We start from the raw sequence: 19666 nt of genomic DNA on the forward strand, positions 1-19666 counted from the left end.
AGACGCGATCCTGAGGGATCGCTCCTCAGGATGACGGGCAAAGGTGGCTTGCACTTTCGATCGTCATGGTGAGGAGCGAGCTTCAAGCGAGCGTCTCGAACCACGCACCATGTCGCCACGCCCCTTGCCCAACGCCCACCGCTGATCCACCGTCCGTCCCATGAGCCAGCGCAAGTTCCTCGTCATCGCCGACGACAGTCCCGAGTCCGGGGCGGCGCTGCGCTACGCCTGCAAGCGCGCCCTGTCGACCGGCGGCCACGTCTGCCTGCTGCGCGTCATCGAGCCGGCCGTGTTCGAACACTGGTCCGGAGTGCGCGAGGAGATGGAGCGGCAAGAACGGGTCGAGGCCGAGTCCGTGCTGCAGAAGCTGGCCGAAACGGTCGTGGCCGTCACCGGGCGGGCGCCGGAGTTCCTGATCAAGCACGCCGAGACCACCAAGGCGGCGATCCGCGCCGTCGTGGCCAATGATCCGGACATCAAGATCCTCGTCCTCGCCGCCTCGACCGGCGGCAAGGGCCCCGGCCCGCTGGTGGCGTCGATCGCGCGGGACGGCGTGAACTGGGGCTCGCGGAAGTTGCCGGTGACCGTGGTGCCGGGAGACCTGACCGACGACGAGATCGCGGACCTGGCTTAGCCGTCAGATCATCCTCCCCACTCAGTGGGGAGGGGGACCATGCGGAGCATGGTGGAGGGGTCAGCGCCGATCGCGCCGGAAGACCCGGAATTCAGGATGGGACCGCTTGCCTTTGCGCCGGCCCCTCCACCGCCCTCCGGGCGGTCCCCCTCCCCGCTTCGCGGAGAGGAAGACCTGAAAGCTTTACAGCTTCGCGGGAATCCGCACGGGCAGGGTCTCGTAGCCCTTCACGAAGGCCGACGGGACGCGCTTGGGTTCGCCGACGACCTCGATGGTCGGGAAGCGCTTGAGAATCTCTTCCCAGACCACGCGCAGCTGCATCTCGGCGAGGCGGTTGCCCACGCAGCGGTGGATGCCGAAGCCGAACGACATGTGGTGGCGGGGCCGTTCGCGGTCGATGATGTAGGCGTCCGGGTTCTCGATCACCGTCTCGTCGCGGTTGCCCGAGACGTACCACATGGCGACCTTGTCGCCTTTCTTGATGGTCTTGCCGCCGATCTCGTAGTCGACCAGCGCCGTGCGGCGCATGTGGGCCAGCGGCGTCTGCCAGCGGATGGTCTCGGAGACCATCGACGGGATCAGGTCCGGATTGGCGCGCAGCTTGGCGTACTGGTCCGGGTTCTGGTTCAGCGCCAGCACCGAGCCCGTCATCGTGTTGCGGGTGGTGTCGTTGCCGCCGACGATCAGCAGGATCAGGTTCCCCAGATACTCCATCGGCTCCATGTTGCGGGTCGCTTCGCCGTGGGCCAGCAGGGAGATCAGGTTGTTGGCCGGCGGGGCGTTGACGCGCTGGTTCCACAGCTCGGTGAAGTAAGCGAGGCATTCGAACAGCTCCTCGCGGCGCTGCTCCTCGGTCTCGATGACGCCCATACCCGGCGCGGCCGTGGCCACGTCGGACCAGCGGGTCAGCTTGCGGCGATCGTGGAACGGGAAGTCGAACAGCGTCGCCAGCATCTGGGTCGTCAGCTCGATGGAAATGCGGTCGACCCAGTCGAAGGTCTCGCCGATCGGCAGGCTGTCGAGCAGGCCGGCGGCGCGCTCCCGGATGATCGGCTCCAGCTGCATCAGGCTCTGCGGACTGACGATCGGCGACACGGTCTTGCGCTGCACGTCGTGCTTGGGCTGATCCATGGCGATGAACATCGGCAGGATGAAGTCGTCATCCATGTCGCGCAGGGTGATGCCACCGAGGTGCGCGTCGGAGCTGAACACCTGGTGGGAGGTGTCGATCTCCATGATGTCGTTGAAGCGGGTGACCGACCAGTAGGGGCCCGTCTCCTCGTCGACGGTGCAGTAGTGGACCGGCGATTCCTTCCGCAAGCGCTCGAAATAGGGCCAGTGGGTGTCGTTCTGCCACAGCTCTGTCTCGACGATGTTGATCTGGTCCAGCGGCAGCGACCAGGCCCGCTCCCGCGCGGCCTTCAACAGTTCGTCCTTGTCGCGCGCCGCCTTGCCCGGATCGAAATTGCCGTCGGCCATAGCCGTCTCCCTTGCCCTGAGGCGCCGCGACGTTACCCGTCATCGTGCGCCGCTATCTTATCAGTGCTAACATAGCGCCAGAAAACGTCGCCCTTGTCACGCGCTCTGCGCAGCGCCACATGTATTTTCATGTTTATCCAGACCGAACCCACGCCCAATCCGGCGGTTTTGAAGTTCCTGCCCGGCAGGGATGTGCTCGGCGACGGGGCCCGCGAGTTCCGTGACGCGGACGAAGCGGCCTCTTCACCGCTGGCCAAGGCCCTGTTCGACCTGGGCGAAGTGACCCGCGTCTTCTTCGGCGGCGACTTCGTCACCGTGACCAAGACATCCGACAGCGACTGGGCCCATCTCAAGGCCCCGGTGCTGGCCGCGATCATGGATCACTTCACCAGCGGCGCGCCGATCCTCAACGATGACGACGGGACCGGCCACGACGCCACGGTCTATGAGGGCGAAACGGCCCAGATCGTCGCCGAGATCAAGGACCTGCTCGACAGCCGCATCCGCCCGGCCGTCGCCCAGGACGGCGGCGACATCGTCTTCTCACGGTTCGAGGCCGACACCGGCGTGGTCTATCTGCACATGCGCGGCGCCTGCTCGGGCTGCCCGTCCTCTTCCGCGACCCTCAAGGCCGGGGTGGAGAACATGCTCAAGCACTATGTGCCTGAAGTAACCCGGGTCGAGCAGACCCTCTAGGTCCGCGCTTCCCGACACCCCCTTGGCAAGGACGCGGCCCTCCCTATATTGCAACCGTATCAGATACGGATGGAGATACCCATGGCCGCCCCGCTTCCCGACGCCGACCTCGACCAGCTGTTCCGCGAAGCGCGGACCTACAACGCCTGGAACCCGGAGCCCCTGCCGGAAGCGCTGCTGAAGCAGGTCTATGACCTGGCCAAGTTCGGCCCGACGGCGGCCAATTCCTCGCCCGCGCGGTTCGTGTTCGTGACCAGCCCCGAGGGCAAGGCGAAGCTGTCGGCGCTCGCCAGCGGCAACAACCAGGCGAAGATCCTGCAGGCCCCGGTGACCGTGATCATCGGCCATGACCTCGACTTCATGGATCACAACGCCACCCTGTTCCCCAACGCGCCGACCATGCTGTCAGGTCTCAAGGGCACGCCGATGGCCGAGCCGATGGCCTTCCGCAACAGCTCCCTGCAGGGCGCCTATCTGATCATCGCGGCCCGTGCACTGGGTCTCGACGCCGGGCCCATGTCGGGCTTCAACAACGCCGGCGTCGACGCGGCCTTCTTCGCCGGGACCAACATCAAGTCCAACTTCATCGCCAGCCTTGGGCACGGCACGACCGAGAACCTCTATCCGCGCAACCCGCGTCTGACCTTTGAGCAGGCGGCCAGCTTCGCCTAAGAGAGGCGGATGATCGCACTCCGCCGCTTCACCGCGCTCCGGACTCACGGTCGGCCCCGCAGCGGCCGGCCGTGATCCTCGCCCTCGACACCTGTCTGACCGCCTGCTCGGCCGCCCTGCTGGTCGGCGAGACGGTTCTGGCCGCCCGCTCGGAGGCCATGCCGCGCGGGCATCAGGAGCGGCTGGCTCCGCTGGTCCAGGAACTGATGGCCGAGGCCGGCGTCGGCTTTCCCGCCCTGACTCGCATCGGCGTAACGGTCGGCCCCGGCAGCTTCACCGGCCTGCGCGTGGGCCTCGCCTTTGCCAAGGGCCTGTCCTCGGCCCTGTCGATCCCCTGCGTCGGCGTCGGGGCGCTCGAAGCCCTGGCCTACGGACAGCCGGGGTTCGTCGTGGCCGTGATCGATGCGCGACGCGAGCAGGTCTATGTGCAGATGTTCGGCGACGGGGCGGCCCTGATGGCCCCCGACGCCCTGACCGCGGCGGACGCCGCCGCCCGGCTGGCCGAACTCTATCACGGCGGCCCGGCGACCCTGATCGGCTCCGGCGCGCCGCTGCTGGCGCCCGCCCTGCCGTCGGCGACGGTTCTGATCCCGGATGGCCCTGATCCCGTCGCCGTGGCCCGGCTGGCCCAGCGTGGTCCGGAGCCGACCCGCGCGCCCCGCCCGCTGTACCTGCGGGCGCCGGACGCCAAGCTGCCGATATGACCCCGCGCAAGGTCCTTCACGACGACGCGCGACAGCTGGCCGTCCTGCACGCCGCCGCCTTTGAGCGGCCCTGGGACGAAGCGGCCTTCGAGGCGCTGCTGGTAACCTTCGGCGTGTTCGGGGTGATGCTCGACGGCCAGGGGTTCATCCTCTGCCGCGCGGTGGCTGACGAGGCCGAGATCCTGACCCTGGCGGTCGCGCCGCTGGTGCGTCGCAACGGGGCCGGCCGCGCATTGGTCGAGGCGGCGGCCGACATCGCCCGGGCGCGCGGCGCCGACAGCCTGTTCCTCGAAGTCGCCTCAACCAACGCCGCGGCGCTCGGACTTTACGCATCCACCGCCTTCGAACCGGCCGGATTGCGCCGGAGCTACTACGCCGACGGAGCCGACGCAGTGGTCATGCGCCGGACGCTTAACACCTGACCCCGCGCGGCCTATCTTGCCGCCGACTCGCCTGGAGACCCGCCGTGGAACGCCTCGAAAAGCTGTGTGTCGAAAAAGGCATGCGCATGACCGACCAGCGGCGGGTGATCGCGCGCGTCCTGTCGGTCTCGGCCGACCACCCGGACGTCGAGGAGCTCTACCGCCGGGCCCACGACGTCGACCCGCACATCTCGATCGCCACGGTCTACCGCACGGTCCGGCTGTTCGAGGAGTCGGGCATCATCGAGCGCCACGATTTCCGCGACGGCCGCAGCCGCTATGAAGAGGCGCCGGACGTCCATCACGACCACCTGATCGACATGAAGACAGGCAAGGTGGTCGAGTTCGTCGACGAGGAGATCGAAGCCCTGCAGCAGGCCATCGCCCGCAAGCTCGGCTACAAACTGGTGGATCATCGGCTGGAGCTCTACGGGGTGCCGCTGGAGGAGTAGGGTCCCGCCCCAATCTTGCGCGCGAGCCCCCCGGCCCCCATAACGCGTCAATGACCGACGCCGCGCCCACGAAGCGCCTCTACATCAAGACCTACGGCTGTCAGATGAACGTCTATGACAGCGAGCGCATGGCGGATGTCCTGCGCCCGCTGGGCTACGCCGTGACCGACGAGCCGGAAGGCGCCGACCTGGTGGTGCTCAACACCTGCCACATCCGCGAGAAGGCGACCGAGAAGGTCTATTCCGAACTCGGCCAGATCAAGCTGATGAAGGGCCGAAAGGCCGACAGCGGCGGCCGGATGACCATCGCCGTCGCCGGCTGCGTCGCCCAGGCCGAGGGCGAGGAAATCATGCGCCGCCAGCCGGCCGTGGACCTGGTCGTCGGCCCGCAGGCCTACCACCAGCTGCCCGAGTTGATCGCCCGCGCTCACCGGGCCACCGGCGAGCGGCTCAGCGCCGACTTCGCGGCCGACGAAAAGTTCGACGCCCTGCCCAAGGACCGCCACGTCACCGGCGTGACCGCGTTCCTCACCGTGCAGGAGGGCTGCGACAAGTTCTGCACCTTCTGCGTCGTGCCATACACCCGGGGCGGCGAGTGGTCGCGGCCGGCCGGCGACATCCTCGCCGAGGCCCGGGTGCTGGCGGCCAAGGGCGTGCGCGAGGTCACCCTGCTGGGCCAGAACGTCAACGCCTACGACGGCGACCCCGGCGGATTGGCGGGCCTCGTGCGCCTGCTTGCGACCGTCGAGGGCCTCGACCGCATTCGCTACACCACAAGCCATCCGCGCGACATGGACGACGCCCTGATCGCGGCCCACGGCGAGGTCGAGGCGCTGATGCCCTATCTGCACCTGCCCGTGCAGTCGGGCAGTGACCGCATCCTCAAGGCCATGAACCGCGGACATACGGCCGAGCACTACATCCGCCTGATCGAGAAGATCCGCGGCGCCCGACCGGACATCGCCATGAGCTGCGACTTCATCGTCGGCTTCCCCGGCGAGCGCGACAGCGACTTCGAGGCGACCCTCAATCTGGTGCGCGAGGTCGGCTACGCCGGCGCCTTCTCGTTCAAGTACAGTCGCCGCCCCGGCACGCCGGCCTCGGCCATGCCCGGCCAGGTCGCGACCGAGGTCATGGATGAGCGCCTGCAACGCCTGAACGCGCTGCTGCAGGAACAGCAGGAGGCCTTCAACCACTCGGTCGTCGGCCGTGTCGCGCCCGTGCTGATCGAGAAGACCGGCCGCAACCCCGGCCAGATCGGCGGCCGCAGTCCCTGGCTTCAGCCGGTGCATATCGACGGCCCGGAGCGGCTGATCGGCCAGATCGTGCCCGTGCGCATCGACAGCGCGACCCGCGGCAGCCTGTCCGGCTCCCTCGTCCTGGAAACCGTATGAGCCGACCGCCCGAGTTTCTGCCGTTGTCCGACGATGCCGTCCGCGCGGTCGCCGGCCCCGGCGGCCGTCACGCGGCCCTGATCGAGGACGCCTTCAAGGTCCTGCTCGAGACCCCCGGCGGCGGCGTGTCGCTGGCCGGTGACGCGCGCGGACGCGGGGCGGCGAAGCGGGCCGTTCAGGCGCTGGCGGAGCTGGCCGATTCCGGCGCGCCCGTCGCCGACGCCGATGTTCGCGTGGCCATCGGCGATGCCCGAAGCGGAGATGTTCCGGCAGCGCCCGGCGTCGCCGGCGGCGCGCGGCGCGGCCCCGTCTCGCCCAAGACCGCGACCCAGGCGCGCTACATGGACGACCTGGGCCGCCATGATCTGGTGTTCGGTCTGGGCCCCGCCGGCACCGGCAAGACCTTCCTCGCCGTCGCCCATGGCGCGGCCATGCTCATGCGTGGCGACATCGACCGGCTGATCGTCACCCGACCGGCCGTCGAGGCCGGCGAGCGGCTGGGCTTCCTGCCCGGCGACCTGACGGAAAAGGTCGATCCCTACATGGCGCCGGTCTGGGAAGCCCTGACCCAGCTGATGGGCGCCGACCAGCTGCGCCGGCGTCGCGACAAGGGCGAGATCGAGGTCGCCCCGATCGCCTTCATGCGCGGTCGCACCCTGGCCCACGCCTTCGTCATCGTCGACGAGGCCCAGAACACCAGCCGCCTGCAGATGAAAATGGTCCTGACCCGCCTCGGCGAAGGATCGCGCATGGCCGTGACCGGCGATCCCAGCCAGATCGACCTGCTCAACCCGAATGACTCGGGGCTGGCGCACGCGGTGGCCATTCTCGAAGGCGTCGAGGGGGTGGCGGTCACCCGCTTCACCGCCGCCGACGTGATCCGCCATCCGATGGTCGCCCGCATCGTCCGCGCCTATGACGCCGACGCCGCCAGGCGCACGGGGCAGTAGCATCGTGGGCATCGACATCGAGATCGAGGACGAGGCCTGGGCGAGCGCGCTCCCCGACGCCGCCGACCTGGCGCTGTTCGCGGCCGAGGCGGCCACGGCGGAAGGCGGCCTGACGATCCTGCTGACCGACGACGCGACGGTGGCGGACCTGAACCTGCGCTTCCGGGACAAACCAGGCCCCACAAACGTGCTGAGCTTCCCTGCGCCGGCGAATCCGGAGGGTCATCTGGGCGACATCGCCCTGGCCTATGGCGTTTGCGCCCGTGAGGCCGTGGAACAAGGCAAGCCGCTGCGCCACCATCTGCAACACCTGGTGGCGCACGGGGTGCTCCATCTTGTAGGGTACGACCACCAGACGGAGACCGAAGCCGAGGAGATGGAAGCGCTGGAGCGGCGAATTCTCGCCGGCCTCGACGTTCCCGATCCCTACGCCTGAGCAAGATGACCAGTTCCGACGACGCGAGCTCGCCGCCCGAAACGCCGAAACAGAAGCGTGGCTTCTGGTCCCTCTTCAACCGCGCCCGCCACGGCCTTTCCGGTGAGCCCGTCGCCGACCTGGAGCCTACGACACAGGCGGGTGAGACCCTCGCGGCCCAGGCCCGGGCGTTCCAATCGCTTACGGTCGACGACGTGATGACGCCCCGGGCGGACATCGTGGCGGTCGAGTTCAACACGCCGTTCGAAGGTCTGGTGGCCCAGTTCAGCGAGACCGAACACTCGCGCCTGCCCGTCTATCGCGGCACACTCGATGATCCGATCGGCTTTGTTCACATCAAGGACGTCTTCAAGCTTCTGGCCAACAAGGGACGCCGCCCCGCCGGTGTGCTGAAGCGACTGCGCCGTCCCGCGCCGGGCGTGCCCGGCTCCATGCGCGCCGCCACGCTGCTGGCCCAGATGCAGAAGACCCGCGTCCACATGGCCCTGGTCATCGATGAGTATGGCGGCACCGAGGGCCTCGTGACCCTGGAAGACCTGATCGAGGCCGTGGTCGGCGACATCGCCGACGAACATGACGACGCGGCGGTCACGGGTCTAAGGGTCATGCCGGATGGCGTCATCGAGGCCAGCGCCCGCGCGCTGCTTGAGGATCTCGAGGCTCTGCTGGGCGAAGACCAGCTGGGCGACGGCGATCACGAGGAAGACATCGACACGGTCGGCGGTCTGGTTTCGGCGATAGCGGGCCGGGTGCCGCGCCGGGGCGACGTCATTCGACTGTCGGCCGCCTACGACATCGAGATCATCGCCGCCGATCCCCGCCGCGTGAAGCGCGTCCGGTTCCGTCCCCGCCCTGTCGAAACCCCGCCCGAAGAAGCCCTGGCGACGTGACGTTCGATCCGGCCAGGATCCCGCGCTGGGCACTGGCGCTCACGGCCGGCCTCGCGGCGGCCCTGGCCCATCCGCCCTTCGGCCTCCTGCCCGGTCTGATCGGCTATCCCCTGCTGCTCTGGCTGGTCGACACGGCGGACGCGGACCGTCCGCTCCGGTCGGCCTTCTGGCGCGGCTGGCTCGCCGGCCTCGCCTACTTCGCGCTCGGCACCTGGTGGATCGCGGAAGCCTTCCTGGTCGACGCCGCGCACCAGGGCTGGATGGCGCCGTTCGCCGTCGCGTTGATGGCGGGCGGCGTCGCGCTGTTCTGGGGCGCGGCTTGCCTTGTCTATCGCTGGACAGGGGTTACCGGCGTCGCGCGGGCGCTGGTCTTCGCCGGCGTGTTCGCGGGCGTCGAATGGCTTCGCGGCCACGTCCTGACGGGTTTTCCCTGGAATCTTCCAGGCGAGACCTGGAAGGCCGGATCGGCGATGTCCCAGACGGCCTCGCTGGTCGGCGCCTACGGTCTCACCTGGATCACGCTCGCAATCGCCGCTTCCCTCGCGGTCTGGCGCGAGGGGCGGGCCGGTAAGGTCATGGTCGGCGTGGCGGTGGCGGTCCTCGTGGCCCTGACCGGCTGGGGCGCCTGGCGGACGCAGGATCTGATCAATCGCCCGCCGTCACCCATCAGGGAGCCGGTGGTGCGCATTGTCCAGGCCGACATCCGGCAATCGGCCAAGTACGATCCCGCCGAGTTCCAGCGCATTGTCGACAAGTACGTCACCCTGACGTCGCTGCCCTATCCCGGCGGGCGGGTCGCCGACATCGTCGTCTGGCCCGAGGGCGCGATTCCCGACGCCATCGACAACTATCTCGCCCCCGGAACCTGGACGCGAACCGCCATAGAGGGCGCCCTCAAACCGGGCCAGATCCTGCTGGTCGGAGCCTACCGCGTCGAAGGGACGCAGGCTGACTATCGTGTGTTCAACAGTCTCGTCGCGGTTCGCCGGACACGCGAAGGGCTCGAGCCTGCCGGCGTCTATGACAAGTACAGACTGGTGCCTTTCGGAGAATTCCTGCCGCTGGACCGGCTGATGACCGCGCTCGGAATCAAGACCCTGGTCCACGTCGGCGACGGGTTTTCGCCCGGCCCGCCGCCACAGCCCTTGCACCCGCCGGGCCTGCCGGTCTTCCAGCCCCTGATCTGCTACGAAGCCCTCTACCCGGGGTTCACCAGGGCCGGCGCAAAAGCTTTTGGCGCAAGGCCCGCCTTCATCGTCAATGTCTCGAATGACGCCTGGTTCGGGGCCACCAGCGGACCGCTCCAGCACCTGAACCTCTCAAGCTACAGGGCCATCGAGGAGGGTGTCCCGATCATCCGCGCGACACCGACGGGCGTATCCGCTATAGTTGAGCCGACGGGCGCGCGACTGTCGTCAGCCTTGCGCCTCGGCGAGACCGGCGTTATCGACGAATCCTTGCGTCTTGCCAGCTTTGAAACGCTCTATGCGCGACTTGGTGATCTGCCCTTTCTGTTATTGTTGCTCATTTCGGGTTTGATTGGGCTACTCAAACGGGTAGTCCCGAGCTTGAAATGAACGGAGAATAGGACTTAGGGGAACGGTGAATTGAAATCGGCATTTCAACATATCAGGCCCTCATGACGACAACGACTGAAACTGACCGCTCCCCGAACCCCGTGGACCTGCATGTGGGCGGTCGCATCCGCATGCGGCGCAAACTTCTCGGCGTCTCCCAGGAACGACTTGCCGATGACCTGGGGCTGACCTTCCAGCAGGTTCAGAAGTACGAACGGGGCGCCAACCGCGTCAGCGCCAGCAAGCTCTACGAAATCGCCAAATCGCTGCAGACCTCGATCGCCTACTTCTTCGAGGGACTGGTCGATCCGTCGACCGCCCGCGCCGACGGTGTGGCCGAAAGCGGCGCCGAACCCTTCATCCACGACTTCCTGATGACGCCCGAGGGTCTGGAACTCGCCGCGCTCTTCCCGAAGATCAAACGCGGGCGGGTCCGCCGCCGCATTCTCGACCTCGTTCGCTCGATGGCCGAGGAAGAAGACAGCGACGCCGGCGAGGGCTGACCCCCTCGCGCCGCTTGCGGGCATAAAGACATCTTTATATGATGCAGGAGTCCGTCCCCAGCCGGGGGGCGGCTTCTTTGCTTTCAGGAGCGCCCGTGAACCGATCCTCCTATTTCTTCACCAGTGAAAGTGTTTCGGAGGGGCATCCGGACAAGGTCGCCGATCGAATCAGCGATACGGTTGTGGACGCCTTTCTGACTGCCGACCCCGAGGCGCGTGTCGCCTGCGAGACCCTGGTGACGACCAACCGCATCGTGCTGGCTGGCGAGGTCCGGGCCGGCAAGCCCGGCGGCGACAAGGCCGCCAACAAGGCCCTGACCAAGGACATCATCAAGTCCCTGGAGCCCAAGGTTCGGGCGGCCATCAAGGACATCGGCTACGAGCAAAAGGGCTTTCACTGGGAAAAGGCGAAGTACGCCTGCTACCTGCACGGCCAGTCCGCCCACATCGCCCAGGGCGTCGACGCCGGAGCGAACAAGGACGAGGGCGCCGGCGACCAGGGCATCATGTTCGGCTACGCCACCACCGAAACGCCGGAGTTCATGCCGGCCACGCTGCAGTACAGCCACAACATCCTGAAGCGGCTGGCCGACCTGCGTCACTCGGGTGAGCTCCACGAGCTTGAGCCGGACGCTAAGAGCCAGGTGACGCTCGAATACGACGCGGACGGCCGCCCACAGCGGGTGGTGTCGATCGTGGTCTCGCACCAGCACAAGAAAAAGATCGACGGCAAGTCGCCAACCAGCAGGCGCGTGCTGGATCTCATCAAACCGCATGTTCTGGCCGTCTTCCCGGACGGACTCGTCACCAACAAGACCCAGTGGCTGATCAATCCCACCGGCAAGTTCGAAATCGGCGGGCCGGACGGTGATGCTGGCGTGACCGGTCGCAAGATCATCGTCGACACCTACGGCGGGGCGGCTCCGCATGGCGGCGGCGCTTTCAGCGGCAAGGACCCCACCAAGGTCGATCGCTCGGCGGCTTACGCCTGCCGCTACCTGGCCAAGAACGTCGTCGCGGCGGGCCTTGCCGACCGTTGCACGATCCAGATCGCCTACGCCATCGGCGTGGCCCGGCCGGTTTCGTTCCACGTCGACATGCACGGCACGGGCAAGATCGACCCTGCCCTGCTGGAAAAGGTGCTGCCGGACCTGATCAACGGCGCGACCCCGCGCGCGATCCGCGAGCACCTGGGCCTGAACAAGCCAATCTACGCCCGCACCGCGGCCTACGGTCACTTCGGTCGTCAGCCGGACAACGAGGGCGGGTTCAGCTGGGAGAAGACCGACCTGGTCCCGGAACTGAAGAAGCTGGCTGGTTAGGCGTGGGGAGTGGGGAGTAGCTGATCGGTGTAGGCGGCGCCTCTACGCGCTACGCCCTACTCCCTGATAGCTGCTCCCTTCGCACACCCCTTCGCACGCAACGCCCTCTCCATGCCCATCACGCCCCAGCAGCCACACGGCGCCCTGCGCAGCTACGGCCGGATCAAGGCCCGACCGATCAAGGCGAAGCAGGCGGAAACGCTCGCCACCGTCGGGCCGACGCTGGAAATCCCCGCGGGGCCGTTCGATCCGCGCGCGCTCAAGCCCGACGCCCGCGAAATCTGGCTGGAGATCGGCTTCGGCGGCGGCGAACATATGGCCGGCCAGGCGGACCGGGACCCCGGCCTGCTGATCATCGGCGTCGAGCCGTTCCTCAATGGCGTGGCCAGCGCCGTGCGCCATGTGGACGACCGCAAGCTGACCAACGTGCGCATCCACCAGGGTGACGCCCGCGAGGTGGCGGCCCGCCTGCCGGACGCCTGCCTGGACCGGGTGTTCATCCTGTTCCCCGATCCCTGGCCAAAGTCGCGGCATCACAAGCGGCGCATCGTCCAGAGCGAGTTTCTGGTCGAACTGGCCCGGCTGCTGAAGCCCGGTGGCGGCCTGCGGTTCGCCACGGACTGGGCGGAGTACGCCGACTGGACCCGGCGGCGCGTGCCGGCGACCGGCCTGTTCACGCCGGTCGAGGCTGACTCTGCCATCCCTCCCGCCGACCATCTGACGACTCGCTACGAGGAAAAGAAGCTCGGCGACTGCCCGCCGGTATTTCTGGACTTCACGCGGGCCTGAGCCTGCCCACTGGATATTGGCCGCGAAGCACACGATGTGAGCGGCTCGCACCACCTTCCGCACCAGGACTCCGACCATGAGCTTCACGATCCACCAAGCGTCCGCGCCGGTCTTCACCCGCGCGCTGAACAATCTCTCGGCGATGATCGACAAGGCGCTGGCCGCCGGCGTCACCGAGGCAACCCTGCTCGAAGCCCGCCTCGCGCCGGACATGCATCCCTTCCCGCGCCAGATCCAGATGGCCTCCGACAGCGCCAAGGGCACCGTCGCCCGCCTGGCCGGCGTTGAAGCGCCGTCGATGCCCGATACCGAAACCACCATCCCCGAGCTGAAGGCCCGGATCGCCGCCACGATCGCCTATGTGAACAGCATCGAGGCCGCCGCCCTGGACGGCGCCGAGGACCGCGAGGTCGTGCTGAAATTTCCGCAGGGCGAAATGAAGTTCGTCGGCGCCGACTATCTGACCGGCTTCGCGCTGCCGAACTTCTACTTCCACATCACCATCGCCTACGCGCTGCTGCGGGCGAACGGCGCGCCGATCGGCAAGATGGATTTCCTCGGCGGCGCGCGCTGAGAATCCGGGGCTGACAAGGGCGATGAAGGGGCCTATAAGAGCGTTCACATCGTTTGAACGCGCTGGATGGCGCATTCGAGCGGCGACCGAGAGGTCGCCGCTTTTTGTTTGGATTTGAGACGGATGCGCGCACGGACGGCGGAAGACGCCCAGTTGCTCGGCCTGCTTGACCCGGTCGCGGAAGCGGCGGGCTTCGAGATCGTCCGTCTGCGCCTGATGGCCGGCAAGGAGCGCCGGCGGCTGCAGATCATGGCCGAGACACCCCTCCTTGAAGACGGAAGTGGGGGCGACATGACCGTCGAGGGCTGCACGGTGCTGTCGCGAGCCTTTTCCGAAGTTCTCGACGCGGCGGACCCGATCAGCGGCGAATACACGCTGGAGGTATCGAGCCCCGGCATCGACCGGCCGCTGACCCGCCTGAAGGACTTCGACACCTGGGAAGGCTTCGAGGCCCGCATCGAGCTCGACCGCTTGGCCGACAACCGCAAGCGCTTCAAGGGCGAGCTGGCGGGAACCGAAGAGGGCCAGGTCGGGATCAATATCGAGGGCGAGGCCGAAACCACCCTCTACATCCCGTTCGAGTGGATCCTCGAGGCCAAGCTGGTCCTCGACGACAAGCTGATGAAACACGGCGCAGAAGAACGCGCCGCCCGCCTGCAATCCGAACCTGAGACCGATTAGGAACCCTGACCATGGCCACCGGCATTTCCGCCAACCGGCTCGAGCTCCTGCAGATCGCTGACGCGGTCGCCCGTGAAAAGGGCATCGACAAGGAGATCGTCATCGCCTCCATCGAGGAAGCGATCCAGAAGGCGGCGCGCAGCCGCTACGGCGCCGAGCACGACATCCGCGTCGTGATCGACCCGAAGACCGGCGAAACCTCGATCAAGCGCTACCTGACCGTGGTGCCGGACGACGCCGAGATCGACGAGGAGACGCTGGGCGTCATCCGCCTCAGCGACGCCCAGGCTATCGACCGCGACGCCTTCGTCGGCCAGGTCACGGACGAGGAGCTGCCGCCGTTCGAGTTCGGCCGGGTCCAGACCCAGATGGCCCGCCAGGTGGTCACCGGAAAGGTCCGCGAGGCCGAGCGCGAGCGTCAGTTCGAAGAGTTCAAGGATCGCGTCGGCGAGATCGTCAACGGCAGCGTCAAGCGCGTCGAATACGGCAACGTCATCGTCGACCTGGGCCGCGGCGAAGGCATCATGCGCCGCGACCAGTCGATCCCGCGCGAGAACTTCAACATCGGCGACCGGATCCGCTGCTACATCTATGACGTCCGCCGCGAGGCCAAGGGCCCGCAGATCATGCTCAGCCGCGCCCACGGCGGCTTCATGGCCAAGCTGTTCGCCCAGGAGGTGCCGGAAGTTTACGACGGCGTCATCGAGATCCGCGCCGTGGCCCGCGATCCGGGCAGCCGCGCCAAGATGGCCGTGGTGTCCAACGACTCCAGCATCGACCCGGTCGGCGCCTGCGTCGGCATGCGCGGCTCGCGCGTCCAGGCGGTCGTCGCCGAGTTGCAGGGCGAGAAGATCGACATCATCCAGTGGAACCCGGACGAGGCGACCTTCATCGTCAACGCGCTGGCCCCGGCCGAAGTCTCCAAGGTCGTCATGGACGAGGAGGACGAGCGCGTCGAAGTGGTGGTGCCCGACGAACAGCTGTCGCTGGCCATCGGCCGCCGCGGCCAGAACGTCCGCCTCGCCAGCCAGCTGACCGGCTGGCAGATCGACATCATGACGGAGTCCCAGGAGAGCGAGCGCCGTCAGAAGCTGTTCGCCGAGACCACAGCCCTGTTCCAGGAAGCCCTGGACGTGGACGAGGTCATCGCCCAGCTGCTGGCCACCGAAGGCTTCGTGTCGGTGGAAGACGTCGCCTATGTCGAGCCGCATGAAATCGCGGCCATCGAAGGCTTCGACGAAGATACCGCCGATGAACTGCAGGCCCGCGCCCGCGACTTCCTCGACAAGGAAACGGCCGCCCAGGACGCCCGTCGCGTCGAACTGGGCGTCGAGGACGCCGTGCTCGAGATCGAGGGCGTCACCCTGCCGATCGCCGTGGCGCTCGGCGAAGGCGAGGTGAAGACCGTCGAGGATCTTGCCGGCCTGGTGCCCGACGACCTGCGCGGCTGGTTCGAGAACAAGAACGGCGAGCGGGTTCGCGAGGCGGGCATCCTTGAAGCCTTCTCCCTGAGCCCTGACGACGCCGAAGCGCTGATCATGCGCGCCCGCGTCATCATGGGCTGGGTCGAGGCCCCGCCGGAGCCGGAATACGAGCCGGAATACGAGCCGGAGGCTGAGTCCGAGGGTCTCGACAATCCCGAGGACCTCGACCTCGCCACCGCCGAAGGCGAGGCGCAGGACGCCTAGGGATCAGGGAGTAGGGGCGTAGGGAGTAGCCCGGTCGGGCCACTTCAACAGCGTGACTACTCCCTGCCCACCTACGCCCTGATCCCCATGAGAGCCCCCGCCACCCACGCCCAGGCTTCCCGCGAGCGCCGCGACATCGTCTCTGGCGAGGTCATGGACGAGGTTAGGCTGATCCGGTTCGTCGCCGGACCGGACGGCGTCGTCACGCCCGACCTCGCGCGCAAGCTGCCGGGCCGGGGCATGTGGGTGGCCGCCGACCGAACTTCCGTCGAGGCGGCTGCGAAGAAGGGTCTGTTTTCGCGTTCGGCCAGGACGAAGCTGATCGCGCCGGCGACCCTGGCCGACCAGGTTGAAACCCTGCTCCTGAAACGGCTTCTCGACGGCCTGGGCCTTGCGCGGCGCTCCGGAGACCTTTCTTCGGGGTTCGAGAAGGTCATGTCGTCCATCCGGAACGGCAAGGCGGCTTGGCTGATCGAGGCGTCTGACGGCGCCGCCGACGGACGGCGAAAGTTGCTCGGCGCGATCCACTCAAGCCCCTCGCCGCCCCGCCTGTTCGGCCTTTTTTCCTCCGAGGAATTGGGTTTGGCCTTGGGGGGCGAGAATGTGATACACACCGCCTTCCTTGCGGGGCGAGCCTCCGGACGCTGGACATCAGACGCCCAGCGGCTATCAGGCTTCCGCCCGCTTCTCCCGGAGAGTTGGCGCGAGGAGCCGTAGAAGACCGGGCGGCGACGCCTCGGTCCCTTCGCGGTTTGAACTAGACGATTGAAGCCGGATACGCCGGCTGAGAGTTAAGCGAGACGCATGAGCGACGAGAACGACAACGGCCGGCCCGCCCGCCCCTCCCTCACCCTGAAGCCCCGCGCGGGCTCGGTGAACGCGGGCGTGGTCAAGCAGACCTTCAGTCACGGCCGGTCGAAGACGGTGGTGGTCGAAACCAAGCGCGTGCGTACCCACGCGCCGGGTGGCGGGGGCAATCTGGCCGGACCGTCCGCCGCTGAAAAGCGCACGACCTACGATCCGCGCCCCGCCGCGCCGGGCGCCCGTCCGCCCGCGTCCAACCCCGGCGGCCTGTCCGCCGAGGAACACGCCGCCCGCCAGCGCGCCATCGACGCCGCCCGCGAAGCCCAGGAGCGTCAGGCCGCCCAGGCCCGCGCCCGCGCCGAGGATGAAGCGCGCGCCCGCGCCGCTGAACAGGCCGCTCGGGCCCCTGCTCCTGCCGCCCCTGTCGCAGCGCCGACCCCCGCTCCGGCGGCCCCGGTCGCGGCGGCCCCTGCGCCTGTCGCACCGACACCGGCTCCGGTCGCCCCGACGCCGCCGCCCGCGCCGGTCGCCCAGGCTCCGGCCCCGGCTGCTCCGGCGCCCCAGGCCAACCAGACGCGCTCCTACGAGCCGTCGCGCGAACGCCGCGACGACCGGTCGAGCACCACGACCTACCGGCCGCCCAATGCTGGTCCGTTCAACCAGCGCGCCCCGCGTCCGGACGCCGGCGCCAACTTCGGTCAGCGCACGCCGCGCCCCGAGGGCGACCGCGCCTTCACCCCGCGCCCGCCGCGCGAGGGCGACAGCCGTCCGCCGCGTGACAACCCGCGTCCGGGCGAAACCGTCCGCTATTCGGCCCTCGCTCCCCGCCCCGCGCCCCGTCCGGGCGCGGCCCCCGGTGGTCCGCGCGGCGCCCGTCCCGGTCAGCCCGCAGCGGCGCCGGCCACGCCCGAAATCCAGCGCGCCACCCGCCAGGCCCCCCGGCCCGGCGGCGCGGGCGCCGTTATCGACCGCCGGCCTGACGATGATGATGATCGTCGCAAGGGCGCCGCGCCCGGCAAGGCCGTCTCGCGCACCAAGGGCGAACCCAAGCGCCGTGAAGGCCGCCTGACCATCCAGGTCCTGGCCGGTGACGACGAGGGCGCGGCCGAGCGCATGCGTTCGCTGGCCTCGGTTCGCCGGGCCCGTGAACGGGAAAAGGAAAAGCGCCGTGGCGGCGCCCAGGAACAGGCCCGCACCGCGCGTGAAGTGGTCATCCCGGACGTCATCACCGTGCAGGAGCTGTCCAACCGGATGGCCGTCCGCGGCGTCGACATCATCAAGTTCCTGATGCGTCAGGGCGTGATGCTGAAGATCAACGACGTGATCGACAACGACACCGCCGAGCTGGTGGCCACCGAGTTCGGCCATACCGTTCGCCGCGTGTCCGAAGCCGACGTTGAAGAAGGCTTCCTCGACGCCGACGACCACGATGATCACCTGGAACCCCGCGCCCCGGTCGTGACCGTCATGGGTCACGTCGACCACGGCAAGACCAGCCTGCTCGACGCCCTGCGCGCCACCGACGTGGTGGCGGGCGAGGCCGGCGGCATCACCCAGCACATCGGCGCCTATCAGGTCCGCCTGAAGAGCGGCGACCGGGTCACCTTCCTCGACACCCCGGGCCACGCGGCGTTCAGCGCCATGCGCGCCCGCGGCGCCAACATCACCGACATCGTCATCCTGGTGGTGGCGGCCGATGACGGCGTGATGCCGCAGACGATCGAAGCCATCCAGCACGCCAAGGCGGCCGGGGTTCCAATCATCGTGGCCGTCAACAAGATGGACAAGCCGGACGCCAATCCGACGCGGGTCATCAACGAGCTGTTGCAGCACGAGATCGTCGTCGAAAGCCTCGGCGGCGAAACCCAGATCGTCGAAGTGTCCGCCAAGACACGCGCGGGCCTGGACGAGCTGGTCGAACGCATCCTGCTGCAGGCCGAACTTCTGGACCTCAAGGCCAACCCCGACCGCACGGCCGAGGGCGTGGTCATCGAATCCAAGCTGGACAAGGGTCGCGGCGCCGTCGCCACGGTCCTGGTCAAGCGCGGCACCCTGCGTCGCGGCGACATCGTCGTGGCCGGCGCCGCCTGGGGCAAGGTTCGCGCCCTGCTCAACGAACGCGACGAGCAGCTGACCGACGCCGGTCCCTCGACCCCGGTCGAGATCCTCGGCCTCGACGGCACGCCCGATCCCGGCGAGCCTTTCGCCGTGGTCGAGAACGAAGCCCGCGCCCGCGAGCTGACCGAGTACCGCGTCCGCCTGAAGCGTGAGCGGTCCGCCGCCAGCGGTCCCATGGCCGGCGCCTCGATGGCCGACATGATGGCCAAGCTGCAGGACAAGCGGATCAGCGAACTGCCGCTGGTCATCAAGGGTGACGTTCAGGGCTCGGTCGAAGCCATCGTCGGGGCGCTGGACAAGATCGGCACGGACGAAGTCCGCGCCCGCATCATCCTCTCCGGCGCCGGCGCGATCAGCGAAAGCGACGTGATGCTGGCCAAGGGCGCAGGCGCCCCGCTGCTTGGCTTCAACGTCCGCGCCTCGCGTCAGGCCCGTGATCTGGCCGTGCGCGAAGGCGTCGAAATCCGCTACTACGCGATCATCTACGACCTGATCGACGACATCAAAGGCGTGCTCTCGGGCATGCTTGCGCCGATCCAGCGGGAAACCTTCCTCGGCAACGCCAAGGTCCTGCAGGCCTTCGACATCTCCAAGGTCGGCAAGGTCGCCGGCTGCCGGGTCACCGAGGGCGTGGTCCGCCGCGGCGCCAAGGTCCGGATCGTCCGCGAAAACGTGGTCGTGCTGGAACTGGGCACCCTGCAGACGCTCAAGCGCTTCAAGGACGAGGTGGCGGAAGTCACCAACGGCATGGAGTGCGGCATGGCGTTCGCCGGCTTCCAGGACATCCGCGAAGGCGACGAGATCGAGTGCTTCACCGTCGAAGAGGTCAAGCGCCAGCTGGCGTAGGACGCTTCACGAGCGACAATGCGAAGGGCGCGGGG

General features: G+C 68.1%; 20 protein-coding genes. 19 read left to right on the forward strand and 1 reads right to left on the reverse strand.

The window, feature by feature from the left end; all coding sequences use genetic code 11:
• The first annotated feature begins 160 nt into the window (after positions 1 to 160).
• Complete coding sequence (locus ACODSL_RS15165) at positions 161 to 634, forward strand: universal stress protein (RefSeq protein WP_488901549.1); 474 nt, start codon at positions 161 to 163, stop codon at positions 632 to 634.
• Between the two features lie 183 nt (positions 635 to 817).
• Here the strand turns inward: ACODSL_RS15165 and ACODSL_RS15170 are convergent, their stop codons facing one another.
• On the reverse strand, positions 818 to 2113 hold the full coding sequence (locus ACODSL_RS15170; RefSeq protein ID WP_488901550.1) for a cytochrome P450: 1296 nt from the start codon (positions 2111 to 2113) through the stop codon (positions 818 to 820).
• A 129-nt stretch (positions 2114 to 2242) separates the two neighbouring features.
• Between ACODSL_RS15170 and ACODSL_RS15175 the strand changes: the two genes are divergently transcribed.
• The 18 genes from ACODSL_RS15175 (at position 2243) to infB (ending at position 19631) form a co-directional block, all read left to right on the forward strand.
• Positions 2243 to 2809, forward strand: a complete 567-nt coding sequence (locus tag ACODSL_RS15175) for a NifU family protein (RefSeq protein WP_488901551.1) — start codon at positions 2243 to 2245, stop codon at positions 2807 to 2809.
• 81 nt (positions 2810 to 2890) lie between these two features.
• A complete protein-coding gene (locus ACODSL_RS15180; RefSeq protein WP_488901552.1) occupies positions 2891 to 3481 on the forward strand; it encodes a malonic semialdehyde reductase in 591 nt (196 codons plus the stop codon).
• Positions 3482 to 3552: 71 nt separating this feature from the next.
• Complete coding sequence (tsaB, locus tag ACODSL_RS15185) at positions 3553 to 4185, forward strand: tRNA (adenosine(37)-N6)-threonylcarbamoyltransferase complex dimerization subunit type 1 TsaB (RefSeq protein WP_488901553.1); 633 nt, start codon at positions 3553 to 3555, stop codon at positions 4183 to 4185.
• A complete protein-coding gene (locus ACODSL_RS15190; RefSeq protein ID WP_488901554.1) occupies positions 4182 to 4607 on the forward strand; it encodes a GNAT family N-acetyltransferase in 426 nt (141 codons plus the stop codon). The genes tsaB and ACODSL_RS15190 overlap by 4 nt, the downstream gene beginning before the upstream one ends.
• A 44-nt stretch (positions 4608 to 4651) precedes the next feature.
• The gene (locus ACODSL_RS15195; protein WP_488901555.1) at positions 4652 to 5059 is read left to right on the forward strand and encodes a Fur family transcriptional regulator; all 408 of its coding nucleotides are present in this window, start codon (positions 4652 to 4654) and stop codon (positions 5057 to 5059) included.
• Positions 5060 to 5109: 50 nt separating this feature from the next.
• Positions 5110 to 6453: a tRNA (N6-isopentenyl adenosine(37)-C2)-methylthiotransferase MiaB gene (gene miaB, locus ACODSL_RS15200; protein ID WP_488901556.1), complete on the forward strand. Its 1344-nt coding sequence runs from the start codon at positions 5110 to 5112 to the stop codon at positions 6451 to 6453.
• Positions 6450 to 7403, forward strand: a complete 954-nt coding sequence (locus ACODSL_RS15205; RefSeq protein WP_488901557.1) for a PhoH family protein — start codon at positions 6450 to 6452, stop codon at positions 7401 to 7403. Before miaB ends, ACODSL_RS15205 begins: the two co-directional genes overlap by 4 nt.
• Positions 7369 to 7839 carry an rRNA maturation RNase YbeY gene (gene ybeY, locus ACODSL_RS15210; protein WP_488901558.1) on the forward strand — a complete coding sequence of 157 codons (471 nt, stop codon included), beginning with the start codon at positions 7369 to 7371 and terminating at the stop codon, positions 7837 to 7839. Before ACODSL_RS15205 ends, ybeY begins: the two co-directional genes overlap by 35 nt.
• A 5-nt stretch (positions 7840 to 7844) precedes the next feature.
• Positions 7845 to 8729: a hemolysin family protein gene (locus tag ACODSL_RS15215; RefSeq protein ID WP_488901559.1), complete on the forward strand. Its 885-nt coding sequence runs from the start codon at positions 7845 to 7847 to the stop codon at positions 8727 to 8729.
• Entirely contained in the window at positions 8726 to 10306 is a 1581-nt protein-coding gene (gene lnt / locus ACODSL_RS15220) for an apolipoprotein N-acyltransferase (RefSeq protein ID WP_488901560.1), read from the forward strand. Before ACODSL_RS15215 ends, lnt begins: the two co-directional genes overlap by 4 nt.
• Positions 10307 to 10368: 62 nt before the next feature.
• Positions 10369 to 10809 carry a helix-turn-helix domain-containing protein gene (locus ACODSL_RS15225; RefSeq protein WP_488901561.1) on the forward strand — a complete coding sequence of 147 codons (441 nt, stop codon included), beginning with the start codon at positions 10369 to 10371 and terminating at the stop codon, positions 10807 to 10809.
• Between the two features lie 95 nt (positions 10810 to 10904).
• Positions 10905 to 12131 (forward strand): methionine adenosyltransferase, encoded by a 1227-nt coding sequence (metK, locus tag ACODSL_RS15230; RefSeq protein WP_488901562.1) that lies wholly within the window; start codon positions 10905 to 10907, stop codon positions 12129 to 12131.
• Positions 12132 to 12242: 111 nt separating this feature from the next.
• Positions 12243 to 12920 (forward strand): tRNA (guanosine(46)-N7)-methyltransferase TrmB, encoded by a 678-nt coding sequence (trmB, locus tag ACODSL_RS15235; protein WP_488901563.1) that lies wholly within the window; start codon positions 12243 to 12245, stop codon positions 12918 to 12920.
• Between the two features lie 76 nt (positions 12921 to 12996).
• Positions 12997 to 13494 carry a DUF1993 domain-containing protein gene (locus ACODSL_RS15240; protein WP_488901564.1) on the forward strand — a complete coding sequence of 166 codons (498 nt, stop codon included), beginning with the start codon at positions 12997 to 12999 and terminating at the stop codon, positions 13492 to 13494.
• Positions 13495 to 13617: 123 nt separating this feature from the next.
• Positions 13618 to 14175: a ribosome maturation factor RimP gene (gene rimP, locus ACODSL_RS15245; RefSeq protein WP_488901565.1), complete on the forward strand. Its 558-nt coding sequence runs from the start codon at positions 13618 to 13620 to the stop codon at positions 14173 to 14175.
• 11 nt (positions 14176 to 14186) lie between these two features.
• The gene (gene nusA, locus ACODSL_RS15250; protein WP_488901566.1) at positions 14187 to 15863 is read left to right on the forward strand and encodes a transcription termination factor NusA; all 1677 of its coding nucleotides are present in this window, start codon (positions 14187 to 14189) and stop codon (positions 15861 to 15863) included.
• Positions 15864 to 15950: 87 nt separating this feature from the next.
• Positions 15951 to 16580, forward strand: coding sequence for an RNA-binding protein (locus ACODSL_RS15255; protein ID WP_488901567.1), 630 nt, complete (start codon positions 15951 to 15953; stop codon positions 16578 to 16580).
• An 87-nt stretch (positions 16581 to 16667) separates the two neighbouring features.
• A complete protein-coding gene (infB, locus tag ACODSL_RS15260) occupies positions 16668 to 19631 on the forward strand; it encodes a translation initiation factor IF-2 (RefSeq protein WP_488901568.1) in 2964 nt (987 codons plus the stop codon).
• Positions 19632 to 19666 lie beyond the last annotated feature (35 nt).

This window comes from Caulobacter sp. FG121 (genome assembly GCF_057809815.1).

Bases quoted from the DNA above. Each gene is read 5' to 3' on its own strand.
- ACODSL_RS15255 (WP_488901567.1), top strand. From the start codon at position 15,951: ATGAGAGCCCCCGCCACCCACGCCCAGGCTTCCCGCGAGCGCCGCGAC.
- ybeY (WP_488901558.1), top strand. From the start codon at position 7,369: ATGACGCCGACGCCGCCAGGCGCACGGGGCAGTAGCATCGTGGGCATC.
- rimP (WP_488901565.1), top strand. From the start codon at position 13,618: ATGCGCGCACGGACGGCGGAAGACGCCCAGTTGCTCGGCCTGCTTGAC.
- ACODSL_RS15175 (WP_488901551.1), top strand. From the start codon at position 2,243: ATGTTTATCCAGACCGAACCCACGCCCAATCCGGCGGTTTTGAAGTTC.
- ACODSL_RS15225 (WP_488901561.1), top strand. From the start codon at position 10,369: ATGACGACAACGACTGAAACTGACCGCTCCCCGAACCCCGTGGACCTG.
- miaB (WP_488901556.1), top strand. From the start codon at position 5,110: ATGACCGACGCCGCGCCCACGAAGCGCCTCTACATCAAGACCTACGGC.
- ACODSL_RS15205 (WP_488901557.1), top strand. From the start codon at position 6,450: ATGAGCCGACCGCCCGAGTTTCTGCCGTTGTCCGACGATGCCGTCCGC.
- ACODSL_RS15180 (WP_488901552.1), top strand. From the start codon at position 2,891: ATGGCCGCCCCGCTTCCCGACGCCGACCTCGACCAGCTGTTCCGCGAA.
- ACODSL_RS15170 (WP_488901550.1), bottom strand. From the start codon at position 2,113: ATGGCCGACGGCAATTTCGATCCGGGCAAGGCGGCGCGCGACAAGGAC.
- ACODSL_RS15190 (WP_488901554.1), top strand. From the start codon at position 4,182: ATGACCCCGCGCAAGGTCCTTCACGACGACGCGCGACAGCTGGCCGTC.
- nusA (WP_488901566.1), top strand. From the start codon at position 14,187: ATGGCCACCGGCATTTCCGCCAACCGGCTCGAGCTCCTGCAGATCGCT.
- ACODSL_RS15215 (WP_488901559.1), top strand. From the start codon at position 7,845: ATGACCAGTTCCGACGACGCGAGCTCGCCGCCCGAAACGCCGAAACAG.
- ACODSL_RS15165 (WP_488901549.1), top strand. From the start codon at position 161: ATGAGCCAGCGCAAGTTCCTCGTCATCGCCGACGACAGTCCCGAGTCC.
- infB (WP_488901568.1), top strand. From the start codon at position 16,668: ATGAGCGACGAGAACGACAACGGCCGGCCCGCCCGCCCCTCCCTCACC.
- trmB (WP_488901563.1), top strand. From the start codon at position 12,243: ATGCCCATCACGCCCCAGCAGCCACACGGCGCCCTGCGCAGCTACGGC.
- ACODSL_RS15240 (WP_488901564.1), top strand. From the start codon at position 12,997: ATGAGCTTCACGATCCACCAAGCGTCCGCGCCGGTCTTCACCCGCGCG.